A 26,543-nucleotide genomic window follows, 5' to 3' on the forward strand; every position below is an offset into this window, starting at 1 on the left:
GCAATATTTTAGCGGCGGGACACGCCGTTTTAGCCTGTGGAGGCGTGGTGCAATCAGGCCGCCCGATGAAGCAGGAACCCGGTACTGCGCGAGCAGCTATCACCCAGTAATGGGAATCCCCCTCCTGTGACGCGAAGCGCTAAGGTTGGGGAGGATGTCAAAGAACATGACCAAGACGACAAACACCAGGATCCCCAGGGCAATGTAGTCAAGTACCATCGATTTCTCCCGTCTGAGTCGCTAACAATGCTTCGATTGTCGAGTCGAGGCTTCGGCAATAATGACAGCATATGCCGTCGGTGCAAGTCTGCAATCGGAGAGTTGGTGTGGCGGTACAGGCATGGTTCATCGGTTGCTCATTTAACACACAAAATTGATTTGGTTAGATAAAATCAAGCAGCAATGGATGCCCGGGCAAGGTGAGAGGTGAACCTGATGAACGAATGGTGCAGTGGCAAAGGATGGCGGCTTGGCCTGTTGCTGATCTGCCTGTTGTGGTCCCGCCTCGGCTGGACCGCCGAACCCAGAATGGAGCCCAATGAGCAGGAGTTGGCACAGACCCTGGTCCTGCTTCATGAACCCATCGTCATGCTGACGGCTAAATATGGCAACCTGGATGGGGCGGCCAGGGTACGGCTGGCCCATGAGCGAGTTCAGCGGATGGAGCCAAGCGACCTCATGACGCCTGTGGCCGTGACGAAAGGCAGTCGACACGGCCAGGAGAGCCGGGAGTTTCTGGTCAATGGCAAGCGCATTCTGGTGCTGCTGGAAGGGGACCTTGATGAATTCGACGAGCTGACCCTGGATCAGGCGGCCGAACGTGTCCTGCATCGGCTCGACGGCGTGCGCATCAAGTATCTCGAGCTGCACTCGACCCCCTATTTGCTCAGAGCCGTCGGCTTGGCGGTGGTGGTCAGCCTGATCTTCTTCGGCCTCATCTGGCTGTTGCAGCGGGGGCATCGGCGAGTCAGAAAGTGGCTGGCCAACCGCCTGTTGCTGCAGAAGGGGCTGGTCCCCCACTCCTGGCGCCAGGTCACCGGGAATGTCGAGGTCCGCTTGCTCGGCCTCATCACGCTGCTGCTCATCTTCATGCTCACCTATGGCTGGCTGACCTATGTGCTCGGCCTGTTCCCCCAGACCCGGGCCTGGAGCTATCAGCTTGGGGAATCCCTGTTTGCCCTGTGTGGCGACATGCTGGAGGGCATGATTGCCGCCATGCCCGGTCTGGTAACCGTGCTGCTTATCGTGGTCATCACCCGTTTCTTCATCAAGATGCTGGCCATCCTCTTCGACCGCATCGAGCGTGGCCAGTTTCGGGTGCAGGGTTTGCACGCCGAGACCATAGGCGCCACCCGGCGACTGCTGTCAGTGGTGATCTGGCTGTTTGCCCTGACCGTGGCCTACCCCTATCTGCCGGGTGCGGATTCCGATGCCTTCAAGGGGATCAGCGTCTTCTTCGGTCTGATGGTGACACTGGGATCGGCCGGTATCATGAACCATGCCATGAGCGGCCTGGTGCTCATTTACTCCCGCGCACTGCGGCCAGGGGATCTGGTGCAGATCGGCGAGGTGGAGGGGATGGTGAGCGAGCTCAATGCCCTCTCGACCAAGCTGGTGACGCGCCAGGATCACGAGGTCACGCTGCCCAATGCAGTGGTGGTGGGGGGCAAGGTGGTGAACCTGACACGGCTGGCGGGCGAGAAGGGAGTGGCCCTGTTGACCAAGGTGACCATCGGTTATGACACCCCCTGGCGTCAGGTACATGCCATGCTGGAGCTGGCCGCGCGGCGCTGCACCCGGCTCAATCAGGATGAAGCTCCCCTGGTGCGGCAGTTGCATCTGCAGGATTGGTATGTGGAGTACGAGTTGCAGGTGAGGATGAAGGCAAGCGAACTCCCTGCGGTGGTCAAGACGGAGCTCCATGGCCATATTCAGGATGTCTTCAACGAGTTCGGGGTGCAGATCATGTCCCCCAACTTCATTGCCCAGCCGGAACAGGCTGTGCTGGTGGCCAGGGAGCAGTGGTATCAGGCGCCGGCCCGGGCGCCCGATTCCGCCGAGCCCCCCGCCAGAGAGTGACCACAAAAAGCAGAGGCCCGGCAGCAATGCCGGGCCTCTTGTCATGAAGAGAAGCTGATGCCTCAGCTCTCCTTGGCCTCTCTCAGTTGGGAGGGCCTGAATTTTACCAGGAAGGCGAGGGTGATGAGGGCGGTGCTCACCAGACCGATGATGGTGGAAACATTCATCTCGAGGCCGAAACCGATGGGGGCGTTGGCCAGGTAGGTGATGACCACTGCGGTCATGAAGATGGCGGGAATGGTGCATACCCAGTGCAGCTTGCCTTCCTTGATGAGGTAGGCGGCCGCAGCCCACAGCATGATGACGGCGGTGGTCTGGTTGGCCCAGCCGAAGTAGCGCCAGATCACCCCGAACTCTGCCTTGGAGATGATGAAGCCAAGGATGAACATGGGGATGGCGATGAGCAGACGCTTGGCCATGGGCTTCTGGGTCAGGTTCAGGAAGTCCGCCACGATGAGGCGGGCGCTGCGAAACGCGGTGTCACCGGAGGTGATGGGCAGGATCACCACGCCGAGGATCGCCAGGATGCCGCCCACGGTACCGAGCAGGCTGGTGGAGACTTCGTGCACCACGGCAGAGGGGCCGCCGCTGGCCAGGGTGGCGTTGAGTGCCTCGGTGCTGTCGTAGAAGGAGAGACCCAGGGTGCACCAGATGAGGGCGATGATGCCTTCCCCAATCATGGCCCCGTAGAAGATGAAGCGACCGGAGCTCTCGTTCTGCATGCAGCGCGCCATCAGCGGGGACTGGGTGGCGTGGAAACCGGAGACCGCACCACAGGCGATGGTGATGAACAGCAGCGGCCAGAGCGGCAGATCCGTCGGGTGCAGGTTGGAGAAGTCCATCCCGGTGTTGTAGAAGCCCTTGCCGGAGACGATGAGGCCGATGATGAGGCCGACCGACATGAAGACCAGCAGCGCACCGAAGATGGGGTAGAAGCGGCCGATGATCTTGTCGATGGGGACGATGGTCGCGAGGATGTAGTAGGCGAAGATGGCCGCAATCCAGTAGACCAGATCGGTGGAGGTGAGGTTGGCGAGCAGGCCCGCCGGGCTCAGGACGAAGACCACGCCCACCAGCATCAGGAGCACCACGGCAAAGAGGTTCATGAAGTGCTTGGCGGCGGTGCCCAGGTGCTCACCGACCACGGTCGGCACCGAGGCGCCCCTGGCGCGTACCGACAGCATGCCGGAGAAATAGTCGTGGACCGCACCGGCGAAGATGCAGCCAAAGACGATCCAGAGCATGGCGACCGGACCATAGAGGGCACCCAGGATGGGGCCGAAGATGGGGCCGACGCCGGCGATGTTGAGCAGTTGAACCAGGTAGACCTTCTTGTCCGACATGGGGACATAGTCCACCCCGTCCGCCATGGTGATGGCGGGGGTCTTCAACTCGGGTTTGGGCCCGAATATCCGTTCGATGAATTTGCCGTATATGAAGTAGCCGGCTACAAGTAAGCCGACACAGAGGAAGAACCAGATCATTGCTACGCTCCTGCTTTGTTATTTTTTGGTGTGCGCAGCCAGTGTAGGTGGGGACTTCTGTTAACGGTAGGTGAAAGGGGGTGAGCGGCGACATGGCGACCCGAGTGGTTGCCCGCTGTGATCCGGCGCACATCGCACCCCGCTTTATTCCAGTCCCAGCTCGTCTTTTAGCTCCTTGAGGTAGCGGCGGCTGACCGGTACCCGGGCCCCGCTCGGGGTCACGATCTCCGCCAGTTGATTCTCCAGCAAACGGATTTCGAAGATGGCGGCCGGGGCCACCAGATACTGGCGGTGACAGCGCAGCAGCGGGGTCTTCTCCTCGAGGGACTTGAGGGTGAGCTGGGTGTGAAACAGCTCGCCCTGGCAGGCGACATGGACGCCGCCGAGATCGGAGAAGGCGTACTCCACCTGGGAGGTTGGGAGCAGCCGCACCCGGTTGTGCAGGTATCCGGGGATATGGTGGATGGTCGGGGCCAGGGTCCCGACCGGTTGCGGGGTGATGTCCTGCCTGAGCCGCGCCAGGGTCTTGGCGAGGCGCGCCGGCTCCACCGGCTTGAGCAGGTAATCGAAGGCGTTCTCCTCGAACGCCTGGATGGCGTACTCGTCAAAGGCGGTGACAAAGACGATGCGGGGCAGGGGATCGAGCATGGCCACCAGCTCCATGCCGCTGAGTTTGGGCATCTGGATATCGAGAAACACCACATCCGGCTTGAGTTGCTGGATGAGGCCGAGCGCCTCGATGGCGTTGCCCGCCATGCCCAGGATCTCGATGTCGGGATCGCTGGCCAGCAGCTCTGCCAGTTCTTCGCGGGCATAGGGCTCGTCATCGACGATCAGGGTGCGGATCATGTCATCTCCTTGGCGGTGGTGCGGGGTTGTCGTGGGAGTGTCAGGGAGACCCGGGTCCATTGCTCCGGCTCCCACTGGACGTCAATGCCATAGCGCTCGCCAAAGGCGCTCTTGAGGCGCTTGTCCACCAGGCTCATCCCCAGACCATCCCCCTGGCCGGATGGCTGCCAGGCCCCGGCGTTGTCTTCGACGCAAAGGGTGATCGCCTCGGGGGTTTCCCTCGCGAAGAGGCGAAGTCGCCCCTCTCCCAGCAGGGAGCAGATGCCGTGCTTGATGGCATTCTCGATGAGGGGCTGCAGGGTGAAGCTCGGCAGTTGCACCTCGGCAAGGTGGGGCGGGATCTCGTTGATGACGGTGAGCCGCTCGCCAAAGCGGGCCTGCTCTATCTCCAGGTAGGAGAGGCAGTGCTCCTGCTCCTCACGCAGCGTGGTCAGGCCGCTCTGGCGCTTGAGGTTGTTGCGAAAGAAGCGGGAGAGGTGCAGCAGCAGCTCCCGTGCCCGTCCCGGATCGCGGCGGGTAATGGCGCTGATGGTGTTGAGGGTGTTGAACAGGAAGTGGGGGTTTATCTGTGCCTGCACCAGCTTGAGCTCGGATTGCACCAGCAGGCGCTGCTGCTGCTCCAGGCGGCCTGCCAGCAGTTGCTGGGACAACAGGTTGGCGATCCCTTCTCCCAGGGTGTGATTGATCTTGAGGAAGAGCCGCTTCTTGGGCTCATAGAGTTTGATGGTGCCGATCACCCCCTCGTCACCCTGCAGGGGGATCACCAGCACGGAACCGAGCTGGCACTGGGGGGAGATGCTGCAACGATAGGGCTGGCTGTTGCCATCGGCGAACAGCACCTTGTTCTGGGCGATGGCTTGCAGGGTGATCGCCGAGGTGATGGGGGTGCCCGGCTTGTGGTGATCTTCTCCGGTGCCGATGAAGGCGAGGATCTTGTCGGTGTCCGTGATGGCGACGGCGCCGACGCCGGTCTCTTCCTGAACGATATGGGCTATCTTGCCGCTGGCCTCCGGAGTGAACCCCTGGCTCATGATGCCGACGGTACGGTTGGCGATGGTGAGCGCCTTGGCGGAGAAGACCCGGGAGAACTTTTCGTACATCCGCTGCTGGTCGCGGATCATGCTGATGAAGAGCGCCGCCCCGCAGGAGTTGGCGAGGATCATGGGGGTGGCGATGGTGCGCACCAGCAGCAGGGACTTGTCGAAGGGGGTGGCGACCAGCAGGATGATCACCATCTGCATGATCTCGGCCACGAAGGTGGTAAAGAAGGCGACCCTGGGTGCAAAGAGGTCATTGACCCTGCCTGCCCTCATCAGCCGCCAGTGCACCAGCCCCCCCAACAGCCCCTCGCAGGTGGTGGAGATGGCGCAGGCGAGATCGGTGAACCCCCCCAGAGTATAGCGGTGCAGGCCGCCGGTCAGCCCCACCAGGAATCCCACCAGGGGGCCGCCCAGCAGTCCCCCCAGTACGGCACCGACCGCCCGGGTGTTGGCGATGGCGTCATCGATGTCGAGGCCCACATAGGTTCCCAGGATGCAAAAGCAGGATAAGATGACATAGATGAGCACCTTGTGGGGCAGCCTGACGGAGTAGTTGGCCAGGGGACGCAACAGGGGGCTTTTGGAAAAAAGGTAGGCGATGACCAGGCTGACGCTCATCTGCTGGAGCAGAGAGAGGACTAGTTGCATAAAAAAGCTTCCTCAAACACCACGCCGGAGCCGGGCGTTGTCATGACGCAGGGTGAGCCTGAGCCCGTCTTGATGCGGGCTGCGGGCTGAACGCTGCGGCAGTTTGCCAGAATGGAAAAATAAAACCATATAAAATCAGCACGTTAAATTGATATTTGTGTAATCGGTGCCCGCTTGATATTGCTGATGCGAGCATGAAGGTATCCACCGGATACACCACACGGATGTGGCATGCTCCGCCCGGCCATCGGCTGGGCGTTTTTTATCCAGCTCCAATGGTGGACGATTTCGAGGGGACCTGAGCAATTATTCAGGTTTGTCCAATGAGTTATCCCCAGCTTCTGGGGATAACTCAGAAGGCGAAATAGTAACAGACCCGCCGACCCAGACCGAAAAAGGCGCGTTGCGCGTCGTCCAGCTCTTCCTGTCTGAGGGGAGCGACGATGCTTCGCGCATCTTCCCGCAGATCGATCATGGCCACCCCTTCCGGTCGCTGTCCCTTGAGGTAGGGCAGCACCTTGGGTCTGAGGGGCATGCTGGGCTCGGTGGAGAGCACCAGGGCCAGGGCATCGTCATCCAAGCGCACCAGGGAACCCGGCGGATAGACCCCCAGCACCTTTATCAGCAACCTGACCTGGGTTTGCTCGAACTTCTTCTGGGAGAGCTTGTAGAGCTGGCCGATCACCTGGCTGGGTCCCGGCGGGTTGAGGCCGCTGCGCGGGTGAAGCAGCTCGTCATAGTGATCCACCAGCCCGATGAGGCGGGCGAGGGGGGGGATCTTGTCGCCCTTGATCCCGAGGGGAAAACCGCTGCCATCGAGGCGTTCGTGATGCAGGTAGGCGACCTCGCGGATCCTGGGTTCGAAAGCCTGCAACTGGTTGAGCATCTCCAGTCCGTACTGGGGGTGCATGTTGAGGAAATTCTGCTCCGCCTTGCTGAGCTCCCCCCGCTTCTGGATGATCTGGCTCGGGATCTTGAGCTCGCCGATGTCGTGGAGCAGGCCCGCCAGACCGGTCTCCTCGATCTCGACGGGATTCATGCCAAGCTCCCGTGCCATCAGCATGGCGATGAAGGCCACGCTCAGGCTGTGTTGCAGCAGGGTATCCGTGTTCTGGCTGCGGATAAGGTGCAGACCGAGCGGCCCCTGGTGTTCTGCCAGACGGGCGGCGGTGCTGCGCACTATCTGTGCGGTATTGGCCAAGCCTTCGTCCGGTTTGAGGTTGAGGGCGCCAAGGGCGTCGCGAAGATCTGACAGGGATTGACCGAACGCCTTGTCCGCGATGCGAAGGGAGCGCCTGAACGCCTTTTCGTCGAAGGTGGGGCCCTCAGAAGAGGAGGTGGTATCCCCCGTGTCGCTCATCTCAAGAGAGGGGACGGGTTCGGCCCGCAGCAGGGGCTCGACCGGCAGATCGCTCTTGTCGGGATCCACCATCAGCAGGGTCAGGTCGAGGTGGCGGATGATGTCGAGCTGTTGCTGGTCCTTGATTTTGAAGGCGTTGAACATGAAAGGGTGGCTCGTCCATCCCGTGGGAAGATGGATGTAGTGGCCGACTCTCAACTGCTCGATGGAGGCCTGTATCAGCGCCATGGACTAGCTCTTCTGTCGAATTTGCCTATCAACAAGCTAGCAAAATTAAACAGATAGACAAACAAAAAAGCCCGCGCATGTGCGCAATGCTGTTCAGATAAGCACTTTTTTGACTGATTATTCATAAATTGGATTTGAGTTGAGGGGGCAAGGCTGTGTCCAGTCGATCTTCCTCCAGCCTTTATCCAGCGGGGCTTGCAATAGAAAGAGGGAGGCATCATGCCTCCCTCGCTTTTTTGTCCTGATACTACGTGGACTGGAACTCAAATTCTCTTAAGTGAACAGCATTGCGCGCATGTGCGCGGGCTCTTGTCATCCGTGGCGTTTATCAGGCCTTGGATTTTTTCTTGTTGTCCACCTTGGTGTCGACCTTGGCTGCAACCGGGGCGGCAGCAGGGGCTTCCTCGATGAAGGGACGGCCGTAGTAGGTGTCCATCAGGATGGCTTTCAGCTCGGTGATCAGCGGGTAGCGCGGGTTGGCGCCGGTGCACTGGTCATCGAAGGCTTCCAGCGCCAGCTGGTCTACCTTGGCCAGGAAGTCCGCTTCGTTCACGCCGGCTTCGCGGATGGAGGCCGGGATCCCCAGGGTGGCCTTCAGCTCGTCCAGCCAGGTCAGCAGCTTCTCGATCTTGGCGGCGGTACGGTCACCGGCAGCGGTCAGGCCCAGGTGGTCAGCCACTTCGGCGTAGCGACGGCGAGCCTGCGGACGGTCGTACTGGGAGAACGCGGTCTGCTTGGTCGGGTTGTCGTTCGCGTTGTAGCGGATGACGTTGCTGATCAGCAGAGCGTTGGCCAGACCGTGGGGGATGTGGAACTCCGCACCCAGTTTGTGGGCCATGGAGTGGCACACACCCAGGAAGGCGTTGGCAAACGCGATACCGGCGATGGTGGCGGCGTTGTGCACCTTCTCGCGGGCAACCGGGTCGTTGGCGCCGTTGATGTAGCTGGAGGGCAGGTAGTCCTTCAGCAGTTTCAGGGCTTGCAGCGCCTGACCGTCGGAGTATTCGTTGGCCAGCACGGAGACATAGGCTTCCATGGCGTGGGTCACGGCGTCGATACCACCGAAGGCACACAGGGATTTGGGCATGCCCATCACCAGGTTGGCATCCACGATGGCCATGTTCGGGGTCAGCTCGTAGTCGGCCAGCGGGTACTTCATGCCGGTGGCGTCGTCGGTCACGACCGCAAACGGGGTCACTTCAGAACCGGTACCGGACGTGGTGGTGATACAGACCAGTTCGGCCTTCACGCCCATTTTCGGGAACTTGTAGATACGCTTGCGGATGTCCATGAAGCGCATGGCCAGGTCTTCGAACGCGGTATCCGGGTGCTCGTACATGACCCACATGATCTTGGCGGCATCCATGGGTGAACCACCACCCAGGGCGACGATCACGTCCGGCTTGAAGGAGTTGGCCATCTCGGCGCCCTTGCGGACCACGGACAGGGTGGGGTCGGCTTCCACTTCGTAGAAGATCTCCACTTCCATGTTCAGCTTCTTGAGCAGGCGAACCACTTCATCGGCATAGCCGTTGTTGAACAGGAAGCGGTCGGTCACCACCATGGCGCGCTTCTTGCCTTCCAGGTCGCCCAGGGCGATCGGCAGGGAACCACGACGGAAGTAGATGGATTTCGGAAGTTTGTGCCACAGCATATTTTCTGCCCGTTTTGCGACTGTCTTCTTGTTGATCAAGTGCTTGGGACCGACGTTCTCGGAGATGGAGTTACCACTCCAGGAGCCGCAACCCAGGGTCAGGGACGGGGCCAGCGCGAAGTTGTACAGGTCACCGATACCACCCTGGGTGGAGGGGGTGTTGATGAGGATACGGGCGGTCTTCATCTTGTCGCCGAAGTACTTGATGCGGTCGGCATTGCGATCCTGGTCGGTATAGAGACCGGAGGTGTGGCCGATACCACCGATGTTGACCATGTCGCAGGCCATTTCGACGGCTTCTTCGAAGTTCTTGGCACGGAACATACCCAGCGTTGGAGAGAGTTTCTCGTGAGCGAACTCGTCTTCCGCGCAGAGTTCCAGACCTTCACCGATGAGGATCTTGGTGGTGGCAGGCACGGTCACACCGGCCATGGCGGCGATCTTGGTGGCAGGCTGGCCCACGATGTCGGCGTTCAGGGCGCCGTTGATCAGCAGCACTTTACGCACCTTGTCCGCTTCGTCCTTGGAGAGGATGTAGCCGGCGTGGGTCGCGAAACGCTCCTTGACCTGATTGTAGATGGAGTCGACCACGATGACAGCCTGCTCGGAGGCACAGACCACGCCGTTGTCGAAGGTCTTGGACATCAGGATGGAGGCGACGGCACGCTTCACGTCGGCGGTTTCGTCGATGACGATGGGCACGTTGCCCGCACCCACGCCGATGGCGGGTTTGCCGGAGGAGTAGGCGGCCTTCACCATGCCCGGGCCACCGGTGGCCAGGATCAGGTTGATGTCGTCGTGACGCATCAGGGCATTGGAGAGTTCGACGGAGGGTTGATCAATCCAGCCGATGATGTCTTTCGGCGCACCGGCAGCCACGGCAGCATCCAGTACCAGCTTGGCAGCGGTATTGGTGGAGTTCTTGGCGCGGGGGTGCGGGGAGAAGATGATGGCGTTGCGGGTCTTCAGGGAGATGAGGGCCTTGAAGATCGCAGTGGAAGTCGGGTTGGTGGTCGGTACGATACCGCAGATGATGCCTACCGGCTCGGCGATGGTGATGGTGCCCATCTCGTCGTCCTGGCTCAGGATGCCGCAGGTCTTTTCATCTTTATAGGCGTTGTAGATGTATTCGGAGGCGAAGTGGTTCTTGATAACCTTGTCTTCGATGATACCCATACCGGATTCAGCCACGGCCATCTGGGCCAGGGGGATACGGGCGTTGCTGGCGGCCAGGGCGGCGGCACGGAAGACCTTGTCTACCTGCTCTTGCGAGAAGCTGGCGAATTGACGCTGTGCTTCTTTGACGCGGGCAACCAGTGCATCCAGTTCAGCCAAATTGGTTACTGCCATGTTTATCTCCTGATGATTTGAAAACTGTTTAGTAAGACCTTGGCAATGCCCGGCAATTATAGCCACCTTGTCAAGGCGAGAATCACCATAACGGGGTATTTACATGCCTTAGTAAACTGTTTTCTGGCTCGATTATAGGGTCGAGATGTGTCAGAAAAGATTGATCTGGATCATATGTAACAAAAGAACAAAAGAAATTTTGTTTCACCCCTTGTCGCACCATTATGTTACGGGAGTGTGTCATCCTTTCTTGGCATCACGAGCTGCTGTCATGCGCCCTTGGAATATCTGCTCAGGGAAGGGGATCTGATGAATTCTCGCCTTGACCGGGATGGGGGGAGGCGGTATCGCCGTGATGGTGGCATAACGTCCACTCCCCTGACGTTTCATTTATGTTGAGAAAGGGGTTGTTGTTTTCATCCAGTCACCCTGGCGAAACAGCACATCTGGCGGTGGCAGGGAGCGCGGCACCTCTTCACAACCGGCCCCACTGGCGCCGTACCAGGGTGAGAAAGGCCAAAAATCGGGGTCACAGGAGCGGGTGGGGGCGGCAAGCAGGCGTGGTGAGAAGCAAGGGCGCCATTTACCGAAAATATCGTCTCTTGGCTGAGGGGTGATATAACGCGCTGCCATGGCACCAGGCGATGTTAATGGCGGCCTCTCTCCCTTAACAACCCGATATGTTGAATTTTGTCGATACATTAGCGGAACTAACTAAAAAGCCCCGGTAAGGGTGAGATTATTTGATTGGAGAAGGGAAAAGCCATGGTGTAAATTTACGCGCAGTTTGGGGGCTGGCCCCTTGTGGCTCGTATTGGTTCTGGATGGCGCCTATGGCAGCAATAGACTTCTCTTTATACCTGAAATTTTTCGTCGGCCTGTTCGCGATCATCAACCCGCTGGGTCTGTTGCCGGTCTTTGTGAGCCTGACGGGCCACATGTCGCCGGAGGAGCGACGCAAGACCAACACCACCGCCCACATTGCCGTGATGATCATCCTGATGGTCTCCATGTGCATGGGACAGCTCATCCTCGACAGTTTCGGCATCTCCCTGGCGTCGTTTCGCATTGCCGGTGGCTCGCTGATTACCCTGATCGCCTGGTCCATGCTGCAGGGCAAGCTGGGGGAGGTGAAGCACAACAAGCAGGAGAAGGGTGAACTGGCTGCGCGTGAATCCATTGCCGTGGTGCCCCTGGCACTGCCGCTGATGGCCGGACCCGGTGCCATCTCCTCTTCCATCGTCTATGCCAGCCAGAAGACCCTGCCCCAGATGGCCGGCATGTTCGTGGTGGTGGTGGCGTTTGCCTGCTGCTCCTGGCTCATCTTCCGGGCTGCTCCCCTGCTGTTCAAGCTGATGGGCAACACCGGCATCAACGTGGTGACCCGTATCATGGGTCTCATCATGATGTCCCTTGGCATCGAGATCATCGTGGCGGGCATCAAGGGAGTCTTCCCCGGTCTGGTGTGAGCCAGGTCCGTTTTTGTCGGAGCCGGTCCTTGTGACCGGCTTTTTATTGTTTCTTTTTTGTTGGTCATTTCCTAGAATCGAGCGGCCTTGTACGAAAAACGACCGCCTCGGGATATTTAAATGCTGAATAAATGGTTTAAGTTGTTTTTTTGACCATGAAAGCGGCCTGTTCCTGATGATATCTATTGCATTATCAGAATTGTCAGGGAATTATGCGGGCAGCGAGGTGTTTGTCTCGTGGATAACAAATGCATGGAATGTTCTTGTTGGAGTATGGAAATGACTCATAGAAAAACAATTATTAATACCCTTTTATTGACTGCACTTTTCGGTGGCGCCACCCTGGCTCACGCCGCCGATGTCCCCGCCGGTACCAAGCTTGCTCCCGAGCAAACCCTGGTGAAAGGCAATGGTTCCGAACCCGCCACCCTGGATCCGCACAAGACCGAGGGAACGGTAGAATCCAATATCCTGCGCGACCTGTTCGAGGGGCTGGTCACCTCCGGCCCCAAGGGTGAGACCCTGCCCGGCGTCGCCGAGTCCTGGGAAACCAAGGACAACAAACATTACGTGTTCCACCTGCGCAAGGATGCCAAGTGGTCCAACGGGGATCCCGTCACCGCGCATGACTTCGTCTTTGCCTTCCAGCGCGCGGTGGATCCCAAGACGGCCTCTCCTTACTCCTGGTACATGGAGATCCCGACCATCGTCAACGCCACTGACATCATCGCGGGCAAGAAGCCGGCCGACACTCTGGGTGTGAAGGCGGTGGACGATCATACCTTCGAGGTGCAGCTGGAGAAGGCGGTGCCTTACTTCGTCAGCATGCTCTCCCACACCACCACCTATCCGGTCCCGAAGAAGGTGATCGAGAAGTTCGGTGACAAGTGGACCCAGCCCGGCAACATGGTATCCAACGGCGCCTACGTGCTGAAGGACTGGGTGGTCAACGAGCGCGTCGACGTCGAGCGCAACCCCAACTACTGGAACAACGGCAAGACCGTCATCAACAAGGTGACCTACCTGCCCATCCAGTCCACCAACGCCGAGCTGAACCGCTATCTGGCTGGCGAAGTGGATCTGACCTACAACATGCCCATCGAACGCTTCAAGCAGATGAAGAAAGAGCTGCCGGACGAAGTAAAGGTCAGCGGCTATGTGGGCACCTACTACTACCAGTACAACTTCAAGCACAAGCCGTTTGACGACGTGCGGGTGCGTACCGCCCTCTCCTATGCCATCGATCGCAACGTGATCGCCGACAAGGTGATGGGCAAGGGCGAAACCCCGGGCTACACGCTCGTGCCTGACTTTGTAGATGGCTTCAAGCCGGTGGCGCCGGCCTGGTCCAAGCTGACCCAGGCAGAGCGCGATGCCAAGGCGAAAGAGCTGCTGACCGAAGCCGGTTACGGCCCGGGCAAGCCGCTCAAGTTCGAGCTGCTCTACAACACCGACGACAACCACAAGAAGGTGGCCGTGGCCGTCGCCTCCATGTGGAAGAAGCTCGGCGTGCAGGTGAGCCTGGTGAACCAGGAGTGGAAGACCTACCTGGAGACCAAGAAGCAGGGTAACTTCGACGTGGGCCGCGCCGGCTGGATCGCGGACTACAACGAAGCCTCCTCCATGCTGGATCTGATGCAGACCACCCACGGCAACAACGACGGCAAGTACTCCAACCCCGCCTTCGACAAGCTGATGAGCGAGTCCCGCAACCAGGTGGATGCCGAGGCGCGCAACAAGCTCTATGTCCAGGCCGAAGAGATCCTGGCCAAGGACATGCCGATCGCCCCCATCTATCAGTACGTGACCTCCCGCATGGTCAAGCCCTACGTGGGCGGCTACCCGGCCAACCCGCTGGACAACATCTACAGCAAAGACATGTACATCGTTGCTCACTGAGTAAAGAAACAAGTCGCATAACAAGCAGGGCCCGCCAGACGGCGGGCCTTTATTACAACCGCGACCCTTTGGAAGCAGTACAGGACAGGAAATGTCTATGTTGAAATTCATCCTTAAACGTCTACTGGAAGCGATCCCGACTCTGCTGGTCTTGATCACCGTCTCCTTCTTCATGATGCGCTTCGCTCCGGGTAACCCCTTTACCAGCGAACGCGCCCTGCCGCCGGAAGTCCTGGCCAACATCGAAGCCAAATATGGCCTGGACAAGCCCATCGGCATGCAATACCTCACTTACCTCGGCAACCTGGTCCAGGGGGATCTGGGGCCTTCCTTCAAATACAAGGACTTCACCGTCAATGATCTGGTGAGCCAGGCCCTGCCTGTCTCCGCCAAGATAGGCTCGGTCGCCTTCCTGCTGGCAGTGACCCTGGGGGTCACCTTCGGCACCATTGCGGCCCTGAAACAGAACACCCTCATCGACTACCTGTTGATGTCGTCGGCCATGGCCGGGGTGGTGATACCCGGCTTCGTGCTGGCACCGCTGCTGGTGCTCTTCTTCAGTATCTATCTGGGCTGGTTCCCGGCGGGGGGCTGGCAGGGGGGCGGCGCCCAGTTCATGGTACTGCCGGTGTTCGGCATGATGATGTACTACATCTCGGCCATCTCCCGCATCATGCGCGGCAGCATGATCGAGACCATGAACTCCAACTTCATCCGTACCGCCCGCGCCAAGGGGCTGCCTCTGCGCCACATCATCCTCAAGCACGCGCTGCGCCCGGCCATGCTGCCGGTGGTCTCCTACCTGGGACCGGCCTTCGTGGGCATCATCACCGGCTCCGTGGTCATCGAGACCATCTTCGGCCTGCCGGGGATCGGCCAGTTGTTCGTCAACGGTGCCCTCAACCGTGATTACTCCATGGTGCTCGGTCTGACCATTCTGGTCGGCGCCCTCACCATCACCTTTAACGCCGTGGTCGATATTCTCTATGCCGTCATCGATCCCAAGATCCGTTACTAAGCCGGGAGTTCATCATGGTAGTCACAACTGAAAAGCGCGAAGCCGTCGAGGCGTTCGCCCAGAAAGTGGAAGTGGTGGAAGGACGCTCCCTGTGGAAGGATGCCCGTCGCCGTTTCCTGCGCAACAAGGCGGCCCTGACCAGCCTCATCATCCTGACCATCATCGGTCTGGCGGTGATCGTGGGGCCCCACCTGTCCCAGTACACGTTCGATGACCCGGACTGGGGGGCCATGCAGAGTGCCCCGGACATGGAGACCGGCCACTGGTTCGGCACCGACAGCCTGGGGCGCGACCTGTTCGTGCGTACCCTGCTCGGCGGACGCATCTCCCTGATGGTCGGTATCATGGGGGCCCTGGTGGCCGTCATCATCGGCACCCTCTACGGCGCCGCGTCAGGCTTTATCGGCGGTCGCGTCGACAGCCTGATGATGCGCGTGCTTGAGATCCTCAACGCCTTCCCCTTCATGTTCTTCGTGATCATGCTGGTGACCTTCTTCGGTCGCAATCTGGCCCTCATCTTCCTCGCCATCGGCGCGGTGAGCTGGCTCGACATGGCGCGGATCGTGCGCGGCCAGACCCTGAGTCTCAAGAGCAAGGAGTTCATCGAGGCGGCCCACGTCTGCGGCGTCTCCAAGTGGAAGATCATCACCCGTCATATCGTGCCCAACGTGCTCGGCATAGTGGCGGTTTACGCCACCCTGCTGGTGCCGGGGATGATCATGTTCGAATCCTTCCTGAGCTTCTTGGGTCTGGGCGTGCAAGAGCCCATGACCAGCTGGGGCGCCCTGCTGGATGAAGGCTCCAAGTCGATGGAAGTGGCCATCTGGCAACTCCTGTTCCCCGCCGGTTTCATGGTGGTGACCCTGTTCTGCTTCAACTTCCTCGGGGATGGTCTGCGTGATGCCCTGGATCCCAAGGATCGCTGATACCCAGGGACCGGCAAGACGCCAAGGGGCCATCAGACCCGTTCAGGGAACGCACCGCGTTCACCACGGGCAGGCCCCCATCACGACAGCGCGATAAGGAGTACTGAGATGAAATTACTGGATGTGAAAGATCTGCGGGTCGAGTTCAAGACCCCGGACGGCAATGTGGTGGCCGTCAACGACCTCAACTTTTCTCTTTCTGCCGGCGAAACCCTGGGGATCGTCGGGGAGTCAGGCTCAGGCAAGTCCCAGACTGCCTTTGCCATCATGGGGCTGCTGGCCAAGAACGGTGTCATCACCGGCTCGGCCAAATTTCAGGGGGACGAGATCCTCAATCTGCCGGAGCACAAGCTCAACAAGATCCGCTCCGAGAAGATCGCCATGATCTTCCAGGACCCCATGACGTCGCTCAACCCCTACATGAAGGTCAAGGATCAGCTGATGGAAGTGCTGATGCTGCACAAGGGGATGACCAAGGCTGCCGCCTTCGAGGAGTCGGTGCGCATGCTGGATGCGGTGAAGATCCCCGAGTCGCGCAAGCGGATGAACATGTACCCCCACGAGTTCTCCGGCGGCATGCGCCAGCGGGTGATGATCGCCATGGCGCTCCTGTGCCGGCCGCAGCTGCTCATCGCTGACGAGCCGACCACGGCGCTGGACGTGACGGTACAGGCCCAGATCATGACCCTGATGAACGAGCTCAAGCGCGAGTTCAACACCGCCATCATCATGATCACCCACGATCTTGGCGTCGTGGCCGGCATCTGCGACAAGGTGCTGGTGATGTATGCAGGCCGGACCATGGAGTACGGCCGGGTCAACGATATCTTCTATCGCCCGAGCCACCCCTATACCGAAGGCTTGCTGCGCGCCATTCCCCGCCTCGACACCGAAGGGGAAGAGCTGCCCACCATTCCGGGCAATCCGCCCAACCTGCTGCGTTTGCCCGCCGGCTGTCCCTTCCAGGAGCGTTGCCACCGGGTGAGCGAGATTTGTGGCCAGCAATCGCCGATCCTGACACCGTTCAACGACGGCCGGGAGCGGGCGTGCCACTGGGTATCGGATGCCATGATCAAGGGAGTGAACTAAATGGGTACTGACAAGAAACTGCTGCTGGAAGTGTCCGACCTCAAGGTTCACTTCCATATCAAGAGTGACAAGGCCTGGCCCTGGGCCAAGCCCTCCGCCCTGAAGGCGGTGGACGGGGTGACCCTGCGCCTCTACGAAGGGGAGACCCTGGGCGTCGTGGGGGAGTCCGGTTGCGGCAAATCCACCTTCGCCCGTGCCCTCATCGGCCTGGTACCGGCCACCGACGGCAAGGTGGTGTGGCTTGGGCAGGACTTGACCAAGCTCGAGCAGAACGCCCTGCGGGAGAAGCGCAAGGAGATCCAGATGATCTTCCAGGACCCGCTGGCCTCCCTGAACCCCCGCATGACCATAGGGGACATCATCGCCGAGCCCCTCATCACCTTCTACCCGACCCTGCCAAGGGAAGAGGTGAAGGAGAAGGTGCGTGCCATGATGACCAAGGTGGGTCTGTTGCCGAACCTGGTGAACCGATACCCCCATGAGTTCTCAGGCGGCCAGTGCCAGCGCATCGGCATCGCCCGGGCGCTCATCCTCGAGCCCAAGATGATCATCTGTGACGAGCCGGTCTCGGCGCTGGATGTCTCCATCCAGGCTCAGGTGGTGAACCTGCTCAAATCCCTGCAAAAGGAGATGGGGCTCTCCCTCATCTTCATCGCCCACGACCTCTCCGTGGTCAAACACATCTCCGATCGGGTGCTGGTGATGTACCTGGGCAACGCGGTGGAACTCGGTACCGGCAAGGAGATCTTCGCGAACCCCTTGCACCCCTATACCAAGGCGCTGATGTCGGCGGTCCCCATCCCGGATCCGGATCTGGAGCGCAGCAAGGTCATCCAGATCCTGGAAGGGGACTTGCCATCCCCCATGAACCCGCCGTCCGGTTGCGTATTCCGCACCCGCTGCCCGGTGGCAGGCCCGGAGTGCGCCAAGACCCGGCCCCAGCTCGAGGGCAACTTCGACCACGCGGTCTCCTGCCTCAAGGTGGACCCGCTCTGAGAACCTGTTAACGATCTTGCTGCGAGGCCGTGATCAAGGCTCATGCGCTGCTCGGAATCCTCATGTATTCATATACATTCCGGTTCCTGCGCTGCTCTTTACCTTGTTGACGACCTCTCGCGACAGCTCGTAAACAGGTTCTAAGGAGAACCGTATCGAGAAGGGCGCGTGCTGGCGCCCTTTTTATTGCATGGGGGATAAGATGCCTCTTGGCGCCATCTTCCCGGACTGTTACTATCCGCCGCACAAGGGGAGTAACTTCTCGCCGGTTTGTCGTCATTACGGTGCACCCATATCCTGCAGTGCACCCGGCAGCCGGGCAGTCGATGTCAATCGGCTGTAAGTGAGACCTTGCCGAGAGGCAAGGTGTATCTGCTCCAAACGCGAACCCACTGCCTCCCGGCCGTGGGTTTTGTCGTTTTGGGAGAAGTGAAAATGGGTGAATGGTGGATGTGGACCGGTTTCTTCAGCATAGTGCTGGTCCTGTTGTGGATTGATATCCGCTTTGTCGGTGGCGGCAAGGCGCACAAGGTGTCGCTGAAAGAGGCGGGCATCTGGTCTCTCATCTGGGTCAGCGTGGCGCTCCTGTTCAACCTGGCCATCTGGCTCTGGCTGGATCACAGTGCCGGGCGCGAGATCGCGAACCAGAAGGGGCTGGAGTTTCTCACCGGCTACCTCATCGAAAAGGCACTGGCGGTGGACAACGTCTTCGTCTGGCTGATGCTGTTCGGCTACTTCGCCATCCCGGCGGAGCTGCAGCGCCGGGTCCTGCTCTACGGGGTGCTGGGGGCCATCGTGATGCGCGCGGGCATGGTGTTCGCGGGCAGCTGGCTCATCGAGCAGTTCCACTGGATCCTCTACCTGTTCGGGGCCTTCTTGCTGCTGACCGGTGCCAAGATGCTGTGGGCGGCCGACAAGGAGCCGGATCTCGAGAACAATGCCCTGCTCGGCTGGATGCGTCGTCGCTTCAAGGTGACCGAGACGCTGGAGGGGGAGAAGTTCTTCGTCTGGCGTGACGGTGTGCGCTACGCGACCCCGCTGCTGCTCATCCTGGTGCTGGTGGAGGTGAGCGACCTCATCTTCGCGGTGGACAGTATCCCGGCCATATTCGCGGTGACCACGGATCCCTTCATCGTGCTCACTTCCAACATCTTCGCCATCATGGGCCTGCGCGCCATGTACTTCCTGCTGGCCGGGGTGGCCGATCGCTTCGCCCTGCTCAAATACGGCCTGGCGCTGATCCTGATGTTCATCGGGGTCAAGATGTTGCTGCTCGATATCTTCAAGATACCGACCGGCATCGCCCTTGGCGTGGTGGCGCTGATCCTGCTGGCCTCCATGGGGCTGAGTCTGCTGATGACCCGCAAAAAGGCGGCGTGAACGGCGCAGTAAAAAAAAGGGCTCCATGGGGAGCCCTTTTTCATGTCAGCAATTTGCTTAGCGCTTGATCTTCTTGGGGTTGGTGTAGCCCCAGACGGTGTACATGTCCGCCAAGAGGGCACCGTTGTACTCCTCCAGATCAGATTGTTTCACCTCGGCATCACCCTGGCGTCCGAACAGGACCACCTCGTCACCGGGTTTGATCCCCTTGATGTCGGTGACGTCCACCATGGTGGTGTTCATGGAAGTCTTGCCCACGACGGGGGCCTTCTGGCCATGGATCAGCACATAGGCCTTGTTGCTCATGGCGCGGCGGTAGCCGTCGGAGTAGCCCATCGGCAGGTTGGCCAGCAGGGAGTCGCGCTTGAGGGTGAAGGTGCGGTCATAGCCGACGGTGTTGCCCGCCGGGTAGTGGTTGACGGAGGCGACCTGGGTCTTGAACGCCATCACCTTCTTGTACTCGGTGTAGGAGGGAATGGTGTCGCCATAGATGATACCGCCAGGGCGCACCATGTCAAAGTAGGCTTCCGGCACTTCCAGGGTGGCGAAGGAGTTGGCGGCGTGGATGGTGAGCTTGCTGCGATCCAGCTTGCCGGCGTCGATGAGCCACTGGTAGTCCAGCTTGAACTGGGCCAGCCCCAGCTTGACGTCCTCTTTCTCCTCCACCGGGAAGTGGGTCATGATGCCGACCGGGGTGATCCCCTTGAGCTTGAGCATGGCCAGGGCATCGGCCTTGGCATCGTCCTGGCGCAGATCGATGCCGTTGCGGCTCATGCCGGCGGAGTTCAGGCCGATGTGCACCGGGATGTTGGTGTGATGGCGCTGGGCGATGCCGGCGATCCCCTTGGCGCTCTCCAGGCTGCCGATGAGCTCCTCCAGCTTGTAGGGCAGGGCCTGCTCCACTTCATCCGGGGTGGCGGCCCGCACCCGCATCAGGCGACCTTCGAAGCCCTTCTCGCGAGCAACACGTGCTTCTTCGTTGCTGGCGATGCCGATGCAAGGGATGCCTGCCTTGACCACGGAAGGGACCAGCAGGTCGATGCCGTGACCGTAGGCGTCCGCCTTCATGATGGCGCAGATCTGCGGGCCCTTGTCACCGAGGCGATTCTTCAGGGTCTGGATGTTGTGCTCGAAGGCACCGAGATCCACTTCCAGCCAGGCGTTGGCGGCGGTCTGTTCCTGACCGTTGCGGTGGTCGTCGGCGAGCGGCAGATAGGGGGCGGCGACCGCCTGGCCGGCCAGCAGGCCAAAAATCAGGGTCGCGAGCAGTGTTTTCTTGTGCATGGGGCAAGTCCTTTCTTATTGTCTTGAGTTGAGGCTGGGCTCATCGCTGAGGCGAGCTGCGGCAGGGCTGGTCATAGCATGTTGCTATGCTAATGATATATTTCACTTTTTATCCAGATGCCGACTCTGGGAGTGTATCTCAACGGCGTCAATCGTGGCACGTGTTGCAGGAAGAAAATATGAAGCTGACGTTGCGGATTCCACCGTTGCTGCTGTTCGTCGTCATCGTGCTCGCCATGTGGCTGGGGCGGGGTGAGGGGAGGGCGGCGCCCCTGTGGCTGGTGCTGGTCGCCACGCTGTGGCTGGCGGGAGCCCTGCTGGGGGGCGGTGCGCTTCTGCATTTCTGGCAGCAGCGCACCACTGTGCACCCCCAGCGGCTGGAGAGCAGCCGGGTGCTGGTGACCCGGGGCGTCTATCGCATCAGCCGCAATCCCATGTACCTGGGGCTGCTCTGCTGGACCCTGGCGCTGGCGTGCTATCTGGGAGGCATGGCAGTGTGGCTCGGGCCGCTGCTGCTCTGGGGCTGGCTTACCCGCTTCCAGATCCTGGCGGAGGAGCAGGCGCTGCGGCGACAATTCGGCGATGCCTATGACGACTATTGCCGACAGGTCAGGCGCTGGTGCTGAGGCGCGGCGTGCCCCATCAGGCATATGACAACGGCCCGCAGAAGCGGGCCGTTGTCATGGGGGTCAGGGGGGATCACGCCTTGGCGGTGTCCACCTCGCCGAGGGGGGCGGTCTCCCCCAGGCTGTCTTCGCTCTTGGCCACCACGCTCGCGGCGATGGCGTTGCCCAGCACGTTGGTGGCGGAGCGCCCCATGTCGAGGAAGTGGTCGATACCGAGCAGCAGCAGGATGCCCGCTTCCGGGATGTGGAACTGGTTGAGGGTGGCGGCAATCACCACCAGGGAGGCGCGGGGCACCCCGGCCATTCCCTTGGAGGTGACCATCAGCAGCAGCAGCATGGTGATCTGCTGGGCCGTGGAGAGCTCGATGCCATAGGCCTGGGCGATGAACATCACCGCGAAGGTGCAGTACATCATGGAGCCGTCCAGGTTGAAGGAGTAGCCCATGGGGAGCACGAAGCTGGCGATGCGCTTGTCACAGCCAAATTTCTCCAGCCTGTCCAGGGTCTTGGGGTAGGCCGCCTCGGAGCTGGCGGTGGAGAAGGCCAGCAGGATGGGCTCGCGGATGAGGGCGAGCAGTGTCAGGATGCGGCGGCGGATGAAGAGGCTGCCCATGGCGATGAGCAGCAGCCATAGGCAGCCGAGCGCCAGATAGAACTGGGCCATGAAGGTGCCATAGGTAGCGAGGATGCCGAGCCCCTCCTTGGCGACCATGGCGGCGATGGCGCCAAACACCGCGAACGGGGCGAAGTTCATCACGTAGCCGGTCACCTTGAGCATGATCTCGGCGCCGCTGGCCATCAGCTTGACCACGGGCTTGGCGTCGTCCCCCAGGGCGGCGGCGGCCAGCCCGAAGAAGAGGGAGAAGACCACGATCTGCAGGATCTCGTTGGTGGCCATCGCCTCGACCACGCTTTTCGGGATGGCGTGGGTCACGAAATCCTTGAGGGAGATGGCGGTGGCAACCACGCCTGAGCTGGTGCCGTCATCGGGCAGAGAGAGGGAGAGCCCCACCCCGGGTTGCATCAGGTGGACCATGACCAGCCCCAGGGTCAGGGACATCAGGGAGGCGAGCATGAACCAGCCCAGGGTCTTGACGCCGACGCGGCCCACGGTGCGGGTGTCACCCATCTTGGCGATGCCGACCACGAGCGTGGTGAACACCAGGGGGGCGATGATCATCTTGATGAGGCGCAGGAAGATGTCGGTCAGCAGGGTGATGTCATCGGCAAAGCCTGCGGCCTGTGCGGGCGCGAGCAGGCGATAACCCTGCCCGGTCACGATGCCAAGCAACATCGCAATGAGGATGGCAACGGTCAACTTGTTCATTTTCATGGGGGAGTTCCGGTTTCGATAGGTGCAATGCCTGTGCAGGCGGCGAGGGGCCGCCTCAGTCCTTTTTTGTGATCCGGGCGGTGGAATCCAGACAGCCGGTGTGCTGGAGCATGCCTAATCGCGAAGGGGAAATCCAGTGACTTGTTTCGGAGTTTTGCGCTATTGTTAGCTGCATTTGATATGCATCTTGTGATTTATTTGTATTAATCGCTGTTTATTTTAACTTTTGCGAGATAAACGGCTTCCATGCTCTGTGCGTCCCGGGGGCTGGCCTCCAGGGTGAAGACGAGCAGGGCCGAGGTGCGATGTTCCACCTGCATGTCGTCCATGAAGGTGTCTGGCTCGTACTCGTCGAACCCGAATTGGGGGCGGGTCGGGGTGACCCTGACGGCATCCCGCGACAGGGTCAGCGTCTCGACCCGAATCCAGGGGTATCCCTTTGCCAGTGCCACCTCACCGGCCCGCTTGAGCACGTATTTGCGCGCCGTTTCCCTGTCCACCAGATCGTTTCCCACAAACTCCAGTTGCCAGCGGGCCGGGCCAAGCTGGGTCTGTGAAAAACCGGTCTGGCCATTCCAGAACGATTTTTCACTGTCATAGGCGGTGGCGCAGCCCGCGAGCTGGCCGACCAGCAGGGCGCTGAGGGCAAGGGTGCAGAAAGTACGAAGGGAAGGCAACATGATGCGGGCCGCTTGGCAAAGGGGGTTTTACTACAGCACAAAGGGATCGGAGAGACAATCGCGGTGGAAGACCATAAAAGAAAAGGCCTTGTCGTCTGACAAGGCCTTTCTCGGGGAATTTGGTCGGTGTGAGAGGATTCGAACCTCCGACCCTCTACACCCCATGCAGATGCGCTACCTGGCTGCGCTACACACCGACGGAGTCAGCTCGGCTGACGGGGAGGGAGTTTATGGAGATGCCCCGACCCTGTCAACAGGGGAAATTCAGGTTCGAGATCGTTTGCCTGCTTTGCGAGCAACTTCGGATCAAAGTGCGACCAGTGGTGCATTTTGTCGGCACCTCACCGCTGTCTTGCAGGAAAAACGGCCACCCGGAGGTGGCCGTTTGGCGTGATGCTCTCAAGCCGAGATCAGCGGTTGAAGGTGAGACGCTTGCCCAATACCTTGTCGGTGACTTGGCCGTTCTGCCAGGCTATTTGCCCGTTGACCAGGGTCATCTCAAGCAGGGCGCGCTGGAAGCGGTCATCATCCAGATCAGCGGTTGAAGGTGAGTCGCTTGCCCAATACCTTGTCGGTGACTTGGCCGTTCTGCCAGGCTATTTGTCCGTTCACCAGGGTCATCTCGATGGTGCTCTGGAAGCGGTAGCCGTTGAACGGGGACCAGCCGCACAGGTAGAGCAGGTTGCTGTCGGTGACCACGTAGGGCTTGCCGAGATCCAGCAGCACCAGGTCGGCGAAGTAACCTTCCCGGATGTAGCCGCGATCCTGCACCTGGAAGCGCTCGGCCACCGCGTGGGAGGTCTTCTTGACGATGGTTTCCAGCGAGAAGACGCCGTTGTGGTAGAGCTCCAGCAGCGCCTGCAGGGAGTGCTGCACCAGGGGCACGCCGGAGGGCGCCTTGAAGTAGCTGTTCTGCTTCTCTTCCCAGGTGTGGGGAGCGTGGTCGGTGGCGATGATGTCGAGCACGTCGTTGCGTACCGCATCCAGCAGGGCGTGCTGGTCGGCAGCGCTCTTCACCGCCGGGTTGCACTTGATCTGGCTGCCCAGGGTGTCGTAGTCCGCCTCGTTGAAGAAGAGGTGGTGGACGCACACTTCGGCGGTGATGTTCTTGTCCTTGAGATCCTTCAGATCCGGGGTGGCGGTAAAGAGTGAGAGCTCTTTCGCCGTGGTCAGGTGCAGCACGTGCAGCTTGGCGCCGTACTGCTTGGCCAGGGAGACCGCCATGCTGGAGGATTTGTAGCAGGCGTCCGCGCTGCGGATGCGGCCGTGCTCGCGCATGGGCACGTCTTCGCCCCACTTGGCGCGAGCTTCGTCTTCCAGCACCTTGATGGACGGGGTGTCCTCGCAGTGGGTGACGATCATCACCGGGCTCTCGCGGAAGATGGCTGCCAGGGTCTCCTGGTTGTCCACCAGCATGTTGCCGGTGGAGGCCCCCATGAAGATCTTGATGCCGCAGGACTGCTTGGGATCGAGCTTCTTGATCTCTTCCAGGTTGTCGTTGGTGGCACCCAGGTAGAAGCTGTAGTTGGCGGCGGCGGAGTTGGCGGCGATCTGGTATTTGGCTTCGAGGGCTTCGATGGTGGTGGTCTGGGGATTGACGTTGGGCATTTCCATGAAGCTGGTGGTGCCACCGGCCACGGCGGCCCGGGATTCACTGGCGATGGTTCCCTTGTGGGTCAGGCCGGGTTCCCGGAAGTGGACCTGATCATCGATCATCCCGGGGATGAGATGACGGCCCGTTGCATCGATCACCACGGCATCGGGGGCACTGATGTCCGGGGCGACGCGGGCGATCCGCTCACCCTCGATCAGGACGTCGGAGGCATAGATGCGGCCTTCGTTGACCAGGGTGGCATTCTTGATAAGCAATTTGTTCATGGGGGAGTCCGGTTCCTTTGTCAGTGATCGCGGGTCATAATAGCGCAAACCGCCCTTTCTCTGTAGCAAGGCCTGAGTAATGAAGTTATTTGTTAGAGATTTGACTGTGATCGATTCCAGCTATTTATGCGAGCGCCGCGGCATGGTGGGCGAGAGCTGGCTGGTGGACATCGAGATGAGCGGCGAGCTCAACGAGATGAGCATGTTGCTGGACTTCGGTCGGGTGAAGAAGCTCATCAAGTCGATCATCGATGAAGAGGTGGATCACAAGCTGCTGGTGCCGACGGAATGTCCCCTGGTCCATGTCCACGCGCTGGACAACGACGAGAGTACCGTGGATCTGCTGCGTCCGGGTCGCGCCATCCACCTGCGCTGCCCGACCCAAGGGTTTGCCTTCATTCCCGCCCCCCAGGTGGATAAAGAGTCGGTGACCCGCTATCTGCTGGGGGTACTGGCCAAGCGTCTGCCCGGCAACATCAAGGATCTCTCCCTGACGTTGCGTTCGGAGCGCATCGAGGGCGCCTTCTACCACTACAGCCACGGCCTCAAGAAGCACGACGGCAACTGCCAGCGCATCGCCCACGGCCACCGCTCTCCCGTCGAGATCCTGGTGGATGGAGAGCGTGACGAGGAGCTGGAGTTCAACTGGGCCGAGCGCTGGGCCGACATCTACCTGGGCACCGAAGAGGACAGAGTGGCCCTTGGCGAACTCGCCCTGAGCGAGCGGGCCGAGGCGTCACTGAAAGAAGGGGACGCTCACTACATCGGCTTCAAGTACGTGGCGCCCCAGGGGCTGTTCCAGCTCGCCATGCCGGCGGTGGAGGTGGAGATGATCGACACCGACACTACCATCGAGCTGCTGGCCCACTACATCGCCCGCGAGGTGAAGAAGCAGGTAGGGGACAAGTTCGTCAAGATTGTCGCCTATGAAGGGGTCGGCAAGGGCGCCATCGCCTACGCCTGAGCCAGGTTCTTCGCTGCCATGAAAAGGCCCCGCCAATGCGGGGCCTTGTCGTATCGGGTCGTGGCCATCAGGCACTGAGGCGGAAGCGCTGGACCAGCCCCTCCTGCTGCTCGGCAAGGGAGTCGAGCTGCTTGCTGGTCTCGGCGACCCGCTCTATGCCCTGATCATGTACAGAACCTTAAGCGGCAAGCGAATTAATAATACCGTCTAACGTGTTGTTTTGCTTGGATTTTCTCTGCCTACTCTTTTTGCCGTTTTTGGATAAATACACCATTGCCCACTCCAACTTCTCTGTTATTTCCTGCCACG

General features: G+C 60.3%; 20 protein-coding genes and 1 tRNA gene. 11 read left to right on the forward strand and 10 right to left on the reverse strand.

The window, feature by feature from the left end; all coding sequences use genetic code 11:
* Window positions 1–435 precede the first annotated feature (435 nt).
* Window positions 436–2,079: a mechanosensitive ion channel domain-containing protein gene (locus MUW49_RS08110; protein ID WP_029314351.1), complete on the forward strand. Its 1,644-nt coding sequence runs from the start codon at window positions 436–438 to the stop codon at window positions 2,077–2,079.
* Between the two features lie 62 nt (window positions 2,080–2,141).
* Here the strand turns inward: MUW49_RS08110 and MUW49_RS08115 are convergent, their stop codons facing one another.
* The 5 genes from MUW49_RS08115 to adhE form a co-directional block, all read right to left on the reverse strand.
* Complete coding sequence (locus MUW49_RS08115; protein ID WP_143237399.1) at window positions 2,142–3,563, reverse strand: carbon starvation protein A; 1,422 nt, start codon at window positions 3,561–3,563, stop codon at window positions 2,142–2,144.
* Between the two features lie 144 nt (window positions 3,564–3,707).
* Window positions 3,708–4,412 carry a two-component system response regulator BtsR gene (gene btsR, locus MUW49_RS08120; protein ID WP_041215425.1) on the reverse strand — a complete coding sequence of 235 codons (705 nt, stop codon included), beginning with the start codon at window positions 4,410–4,412 and terminating at the stop codon, window positions 3,708–3,710.
* Window positions 4,409–6,100: a sensor histidine kinase gene (locus MUW49_RS08125; RefSeq protein ID WP_010674325.1), complete on the reverse strand. Its 1,692-nt coding sequence runs from the start codon at window positions 6,098–6,100 to the stop codon at window positions 4,409–4,411. Before MUW49_RS08125 ends, btsR begins: the two co-directional genes overlap by 4 nt.
* 352 nt (window positions 6,101–6,452) lie before the next feature.
* Window positions 6,453–7,688, reverse strand: coding sequence for an HD-GYP domain-containing protein (locus MUW49_RS08130; protein ID WP_069785661.1), 1,236 nt, complete (start codon window positions 7,686–7,688; stop codon window positions 6,453–6,455).
* A gap of 328 nt (window positions 7,689–8,016) precedes the next feature.
* The gene (adhE, locus tag MUW49_RS08135) at window positions 8,017–10,692 is read right to left on the reverse strand and encodes a bifunctional acetaldehyde-CoA/alcohol dehydrogenase (protein WP_041215422.1); all 2,676 of its coding nucleotides are present in this window, start codon (window positions 10,690–10,692) and stop codon (window positions 8,017–8,019) included.
* Window positions 10,693–11,525: 833 nt separating this feature from the next.
* On the opposite strand from adhE, the gene MUW49_RS08140 reads away from it, so the two are divergent.
* The 7 genes from MUW49_RS08140 to MUW49_RS08170 all read left to right on the forward strand — a co-directional run bounded on the left by MUW49_RS08140 (window position 11,526) and on the right by MUW49_RS08170 (window position 19,469).
* Window positions 11,526–12,161: a YchE family NAAT transporter gene (locus MUW49_RS08140; protein WP_010674328.1), complete on the forward strand. Its 636-nt coding sequence runs from the start codon at window positions 11,526–11,528 to the stop codon at window positions 12,159–12,161.
* Between the two features lie 279 nt (window positions 12,162–12,440).
* Window positions 12,441–14,060, forward strand: a complete 1,620-nt coding sequence (locus MUW49_RS08145) for an ABC transporter substrate-binding protein (protein ID WP_244812595.1) — start codon at window positions 12,441–12,443, stop codon at window positions 14,058–14,060.
* Between the two features lie 97 nt (window positions 14,061–14,157).
* Window positions 14,158–15,078: an oligopeptide ABC transporter permease OppB gene (gene oppB / locus MUW49_RS08150; RefSeq protein WP_010674330.1), complete on the forward strand. Its 921-nt coding sequence runs from the start codon at window positions 14,158–14,160 to the stop codon at window positions 15,076–15,078.
* A gap of 14 nt (window positions 15,079–15,092) precedes the next feature.
* Window positions 15,093–16,004, forward strand: a complete 912-nt coding sequence (oppC, locus tag MUW49_RS08155; RefSeq protein ID WP_010674331.1) for an oligopeptide ABC transporter permease OppC — start codon at window positions 15,093–15,095, stop codon at window positions 16,002–16,004.
* Window positions 16,005–16,112: 108 nt separating this feature from the next.
* On the forward strand, window positions 16,113–17,093 hold the full coding sequence (locus MUW49_RS08160; RefSeq protein ID WP_010674332.1) for an ABC transporter ATP-binding protein: 981 nt from the start codon (window positions 16,113–16,115) through the stop codon (window positions 17,091–17,093).
* Window positions 17,094–18,089, forward strand: a complete 996-nt coding sequence (gene oppF, locus MUW49_RS08165) for a murein tripeptide/oligopeptide ABC transporter ATP binding protein OppF (protein WP_010674333.1) — start codon at window positions 17,094–17,096, stop codon at window positions 18,087–18,089.
* A 435-nt stretch (window positions 18,090–18,524) separates the two neighbouring features.
* Window positions 18,525–19,469, forward strand: coding sequence for a TerC family protein (locus tag MUW49_RS08170; RefSeq protein WP_029314355.1), 945 nt, complete (start codon window positions 18,525–18,527; stop codon window positions 19,467–19,469).
* Window positions 19,470–19,526: 57 nt separating this feature from the next.
* Here MUW49_RS08170 and alr read toward each other — a convergent pair whose 3' ends face one another.
* Window positions 19,527–20,753 (reverse strand): alanine racemase, encoded by a 1,227-nt coding sequence (gene alr, locus MUW49_RS08175; RefSeq protein WP_041212842.1) that lies wholly within the window; start codon window positions 20,751–20,753, stop codon window positions 19,527–19,529.
* A gap of 179 nt (window positions 20,754–20,932) precedes the next feature.
* Between alr and MUW49_RS08180 the strand changes: the two genes are divergently transcribed.
* Complete coding sequence (locus tag MUW49_RS08180; RefSeq protein WP_010674336.1) at window positions 20,933–21,379, forward strand: isoprenylcysteine carboxylmethyltransferase family protein; 447 nt, start codon at window positions 20,933–20,935, stop codon at window positions 21,377–21,379.
* A 73-nt stretch (window positions 21,380–21,452) separates the two neighbouring features.
* On the opposite strand, the gene MUW49_RS08185 is transcribed toward MUW49_RS08180, so the two are convergent.
* From MUW49_RS08185 to MUW49_RS08195, 3 genes are all read right to left on the reverse strand, one after another.
* Window positions 21,453–22,712 (reverse strand): dicarboxylate/amino acid:cation symporter, encoded by a 1,260-nt coding sequence (locus tag MUW49_RS08185; RefSeq protein ID WP_244812596.1) that lies wholly within the window; start codon window positions 22,710–22,712, stop codon window positions 21,453–21,455.
* A gap of 203 nt (window positions 22,713–22,915) precedes the next feature.
* A complete protein-coding gene (locus MUW49_RS08190) occupies window positions 22,916–23,392 on the reverse strand; it encodes a hypothetical protein (RefSeq protein WP_236749363.1) in 477 nt (158 codons plus the stop codon).
* Between the two features lie 120 nt (window positions 23,393–23,512).
* Window positions 23,513–23,589, reverse strand: a tRNA-Pro gene (locus MUW49_RS08195).
* Window positions 23,590–23,622: 33 nt separating this feature from the next.
* Here MUW49_RS08195 and MUW49_RS08200 point away from each other — a divergent pair.
* On the forward strand, window positions 23,623–23,937 hold the full coding sequence (locus MUW49_RS08200) for a hypothetical protein (protein ID WP_041212845.1): 315 nt from the start codon (window positions 23,623–23,625) through the stop codon (window positions 23,935–23,937).
* On the opposite strand, the gene MUW49_RS08205 is transcribed toward MUW49_RS08200, so the two are convergent.
* On the reverse strand, window positions 23,927–25,270 hold the full coding sequence (locus tag MUW49_RS08205) for a dihydroorotase (protein ID WP_041212846.1): 1,344 nt from the start codon (window positions 25,268–25,270) through the stop codon (window positions 23,927–23,929). The genes MUW49_RS08200 and MUW49_RS08205 overlap by 11 nt on opposite strands.
* Before the next feature lie 79 nt (window positions 25,271–25,349).
* Here MUW49_RS08205 and MUW49_RS08210 point away from each other — a divergent pair, with 79 nt between their 5' ends.
* Window positions 25,350–26,234 (forward strand): 6-carboxytetrahydropterin synthase, encoded by an 885-nt coding sequence (locus MUW49_RS08210; protein WP_041212847.1) that lies wholly within the window; start codon window positions 25,350–25,352, stop codon window positions 26,232–26,234.
* Window positions 26,235–26,543 lie beyond the last annotated feature (309 nt).

The organism is Aeromonas sp. LsrichE-8G (assembly GCF_022869435.1).
Taxonomy (GTDB): Bacteria; Pseudomonadota; Gammaproteobacteria; order Enterobacterales; family Aeromonadaceae; genus Aeromonas; species Aeromonas caviae.

Bases quoted from the DNA above. Each gene is read 5' to 3' on its own strand.
- MUW49_RS08185 (WP_244812596.1), bottom strand. From the start codon at position 22,712: ATGAAAATGAACAAGTTGACCGTTGCCATCCTCATTGCGATGTTGCTT.
- MUW49_RS08115 (WP_143237399.1), bottom strand. From the start codon at position 3,563: ATGATCTGGTTCTTCCTCTGTGTCGGCTTACTTGTAGCCGGCTACTTC.
- MUW49_RS08190 (WP_236749363.1), bottom strand. From the start codon at position 23,392: ATGTTGCCTTCCCTTCGTACTTTCTGCACCCTTGCCCTCAGCGCCCTG.
- MUW49_RS08130 (WP_069785661.1), bottom strand. From the start codon at position 7,688: ATGGCGCTGATACAGGCCTCCATCGAGCAGTTGAGAGTCGGCCACTAC.
- MUW49_RS08140 (WP_010674328.1), top strand. From the start codon at position 11,526: ATGGCAGCAATAGACTTCTCTTTATACCTGAAATTTTTCGTCGGCCTG.
- MUW49_RS08205 (WP_041212846.1), bottom strand. From the start codon at position 25,270: ATGAACAAATTGCTTATCAAGAATGCCACCCTGGTCAACGAAGGCCGC.
- MUW49_RS08170 (WP_029314355.1), top strand. From the start codon at position 18,525: ATGGGTGAATGGTGGATGTGGACCGGTTTCTTCAGCATAGTGCTGGTC.
- MUW49_RS08145 (WP_244812595.1), top strand. From the start codon at position 12,441: ATGACTCATAGAAAAACAATTATTAATACCCTTTTATTGACTGCACTT.
- oppF (WP_010674333.1), top strand. From the start codon at position 17,094: ATGGGTACTGACAAGAAACTGCTGCTGGAAGTGTCCGACCTCAAGGTT.
- adhE (WP_041215422.1), bottom strand. From the start codon at position 10,692: ATGGCAGTAACCAATTTGGCTGAACTGGATGCACTGGTTGCCCGCGTC.
- MUW49_RS08160 (WP_010674332.1), top strand. From the start codon at position 16,113: ATGAAATTACTGGATGTGAAAGATCTGCGGGTCGAGTTCAAGACCCCG.
- MUW49_RS08110 (WP_029314351.1), top strand. From the start codon at position 436: ATGAACGAATGGTGCAGTGGCAAAGGATGGCGGCTTGGCCTGTTGCTG.
- btsR (WP_041215425.1), bottom strand. From the start codon at position 4,412: ATGATCCGCACCCTGATCGTCGATGACGAGCCCTATGCCCGCGAAGAA.
- oppC (WP_010674331.1), top strand. From the start codon at position 15,093: ATGGTAGTCACAACTGAAAAGCGCGAAGCCGTCGAGGCGTTCGCCCAG.
- MUW49_RS08180 (WP_010674336.1), top strand. From the start codon at position 20,933: ATGAAGCTGACGTTGCGGATTCCACCGTTGCTGCTGTTCGTCGTCATC.
- oppB (WP_010674330.1), top strand. From the start codon at position 14,158: ATGTTGAAATTCATCCTTAAACGTCTACTGGAAGCGATCCCGACTCTG.
- MUW49_RS08125 (WP_010674325.1), bottom strand. From the start codon at position 6,100: ATGCAACTAGTCCTCTCTCTGCTCCAGCAGATGAGCGTCAGCCTGGTC.
- alr (WP_041212842.1), bottom strand. From the start codon at position 20,753: ATGCACAAGAAAACACTGCTCGCGACCCTGATTTTTGGCCTGCTGGCC.
- MUW49_RS08200 (WP_041212845.1), top strand. From the start codon at position 23,623: ATGGAGATGCCCCGACCCTGTCAACAGGGGAAATTCAGGTTCGAGATC.
- MUW49_RS08210 (WP_041212847.1), top strand. From the start codon at position 25,350: ATGAAGTTATTTGTTAGAGATTTGACTGTGATCGATTCCAGCTATTTA.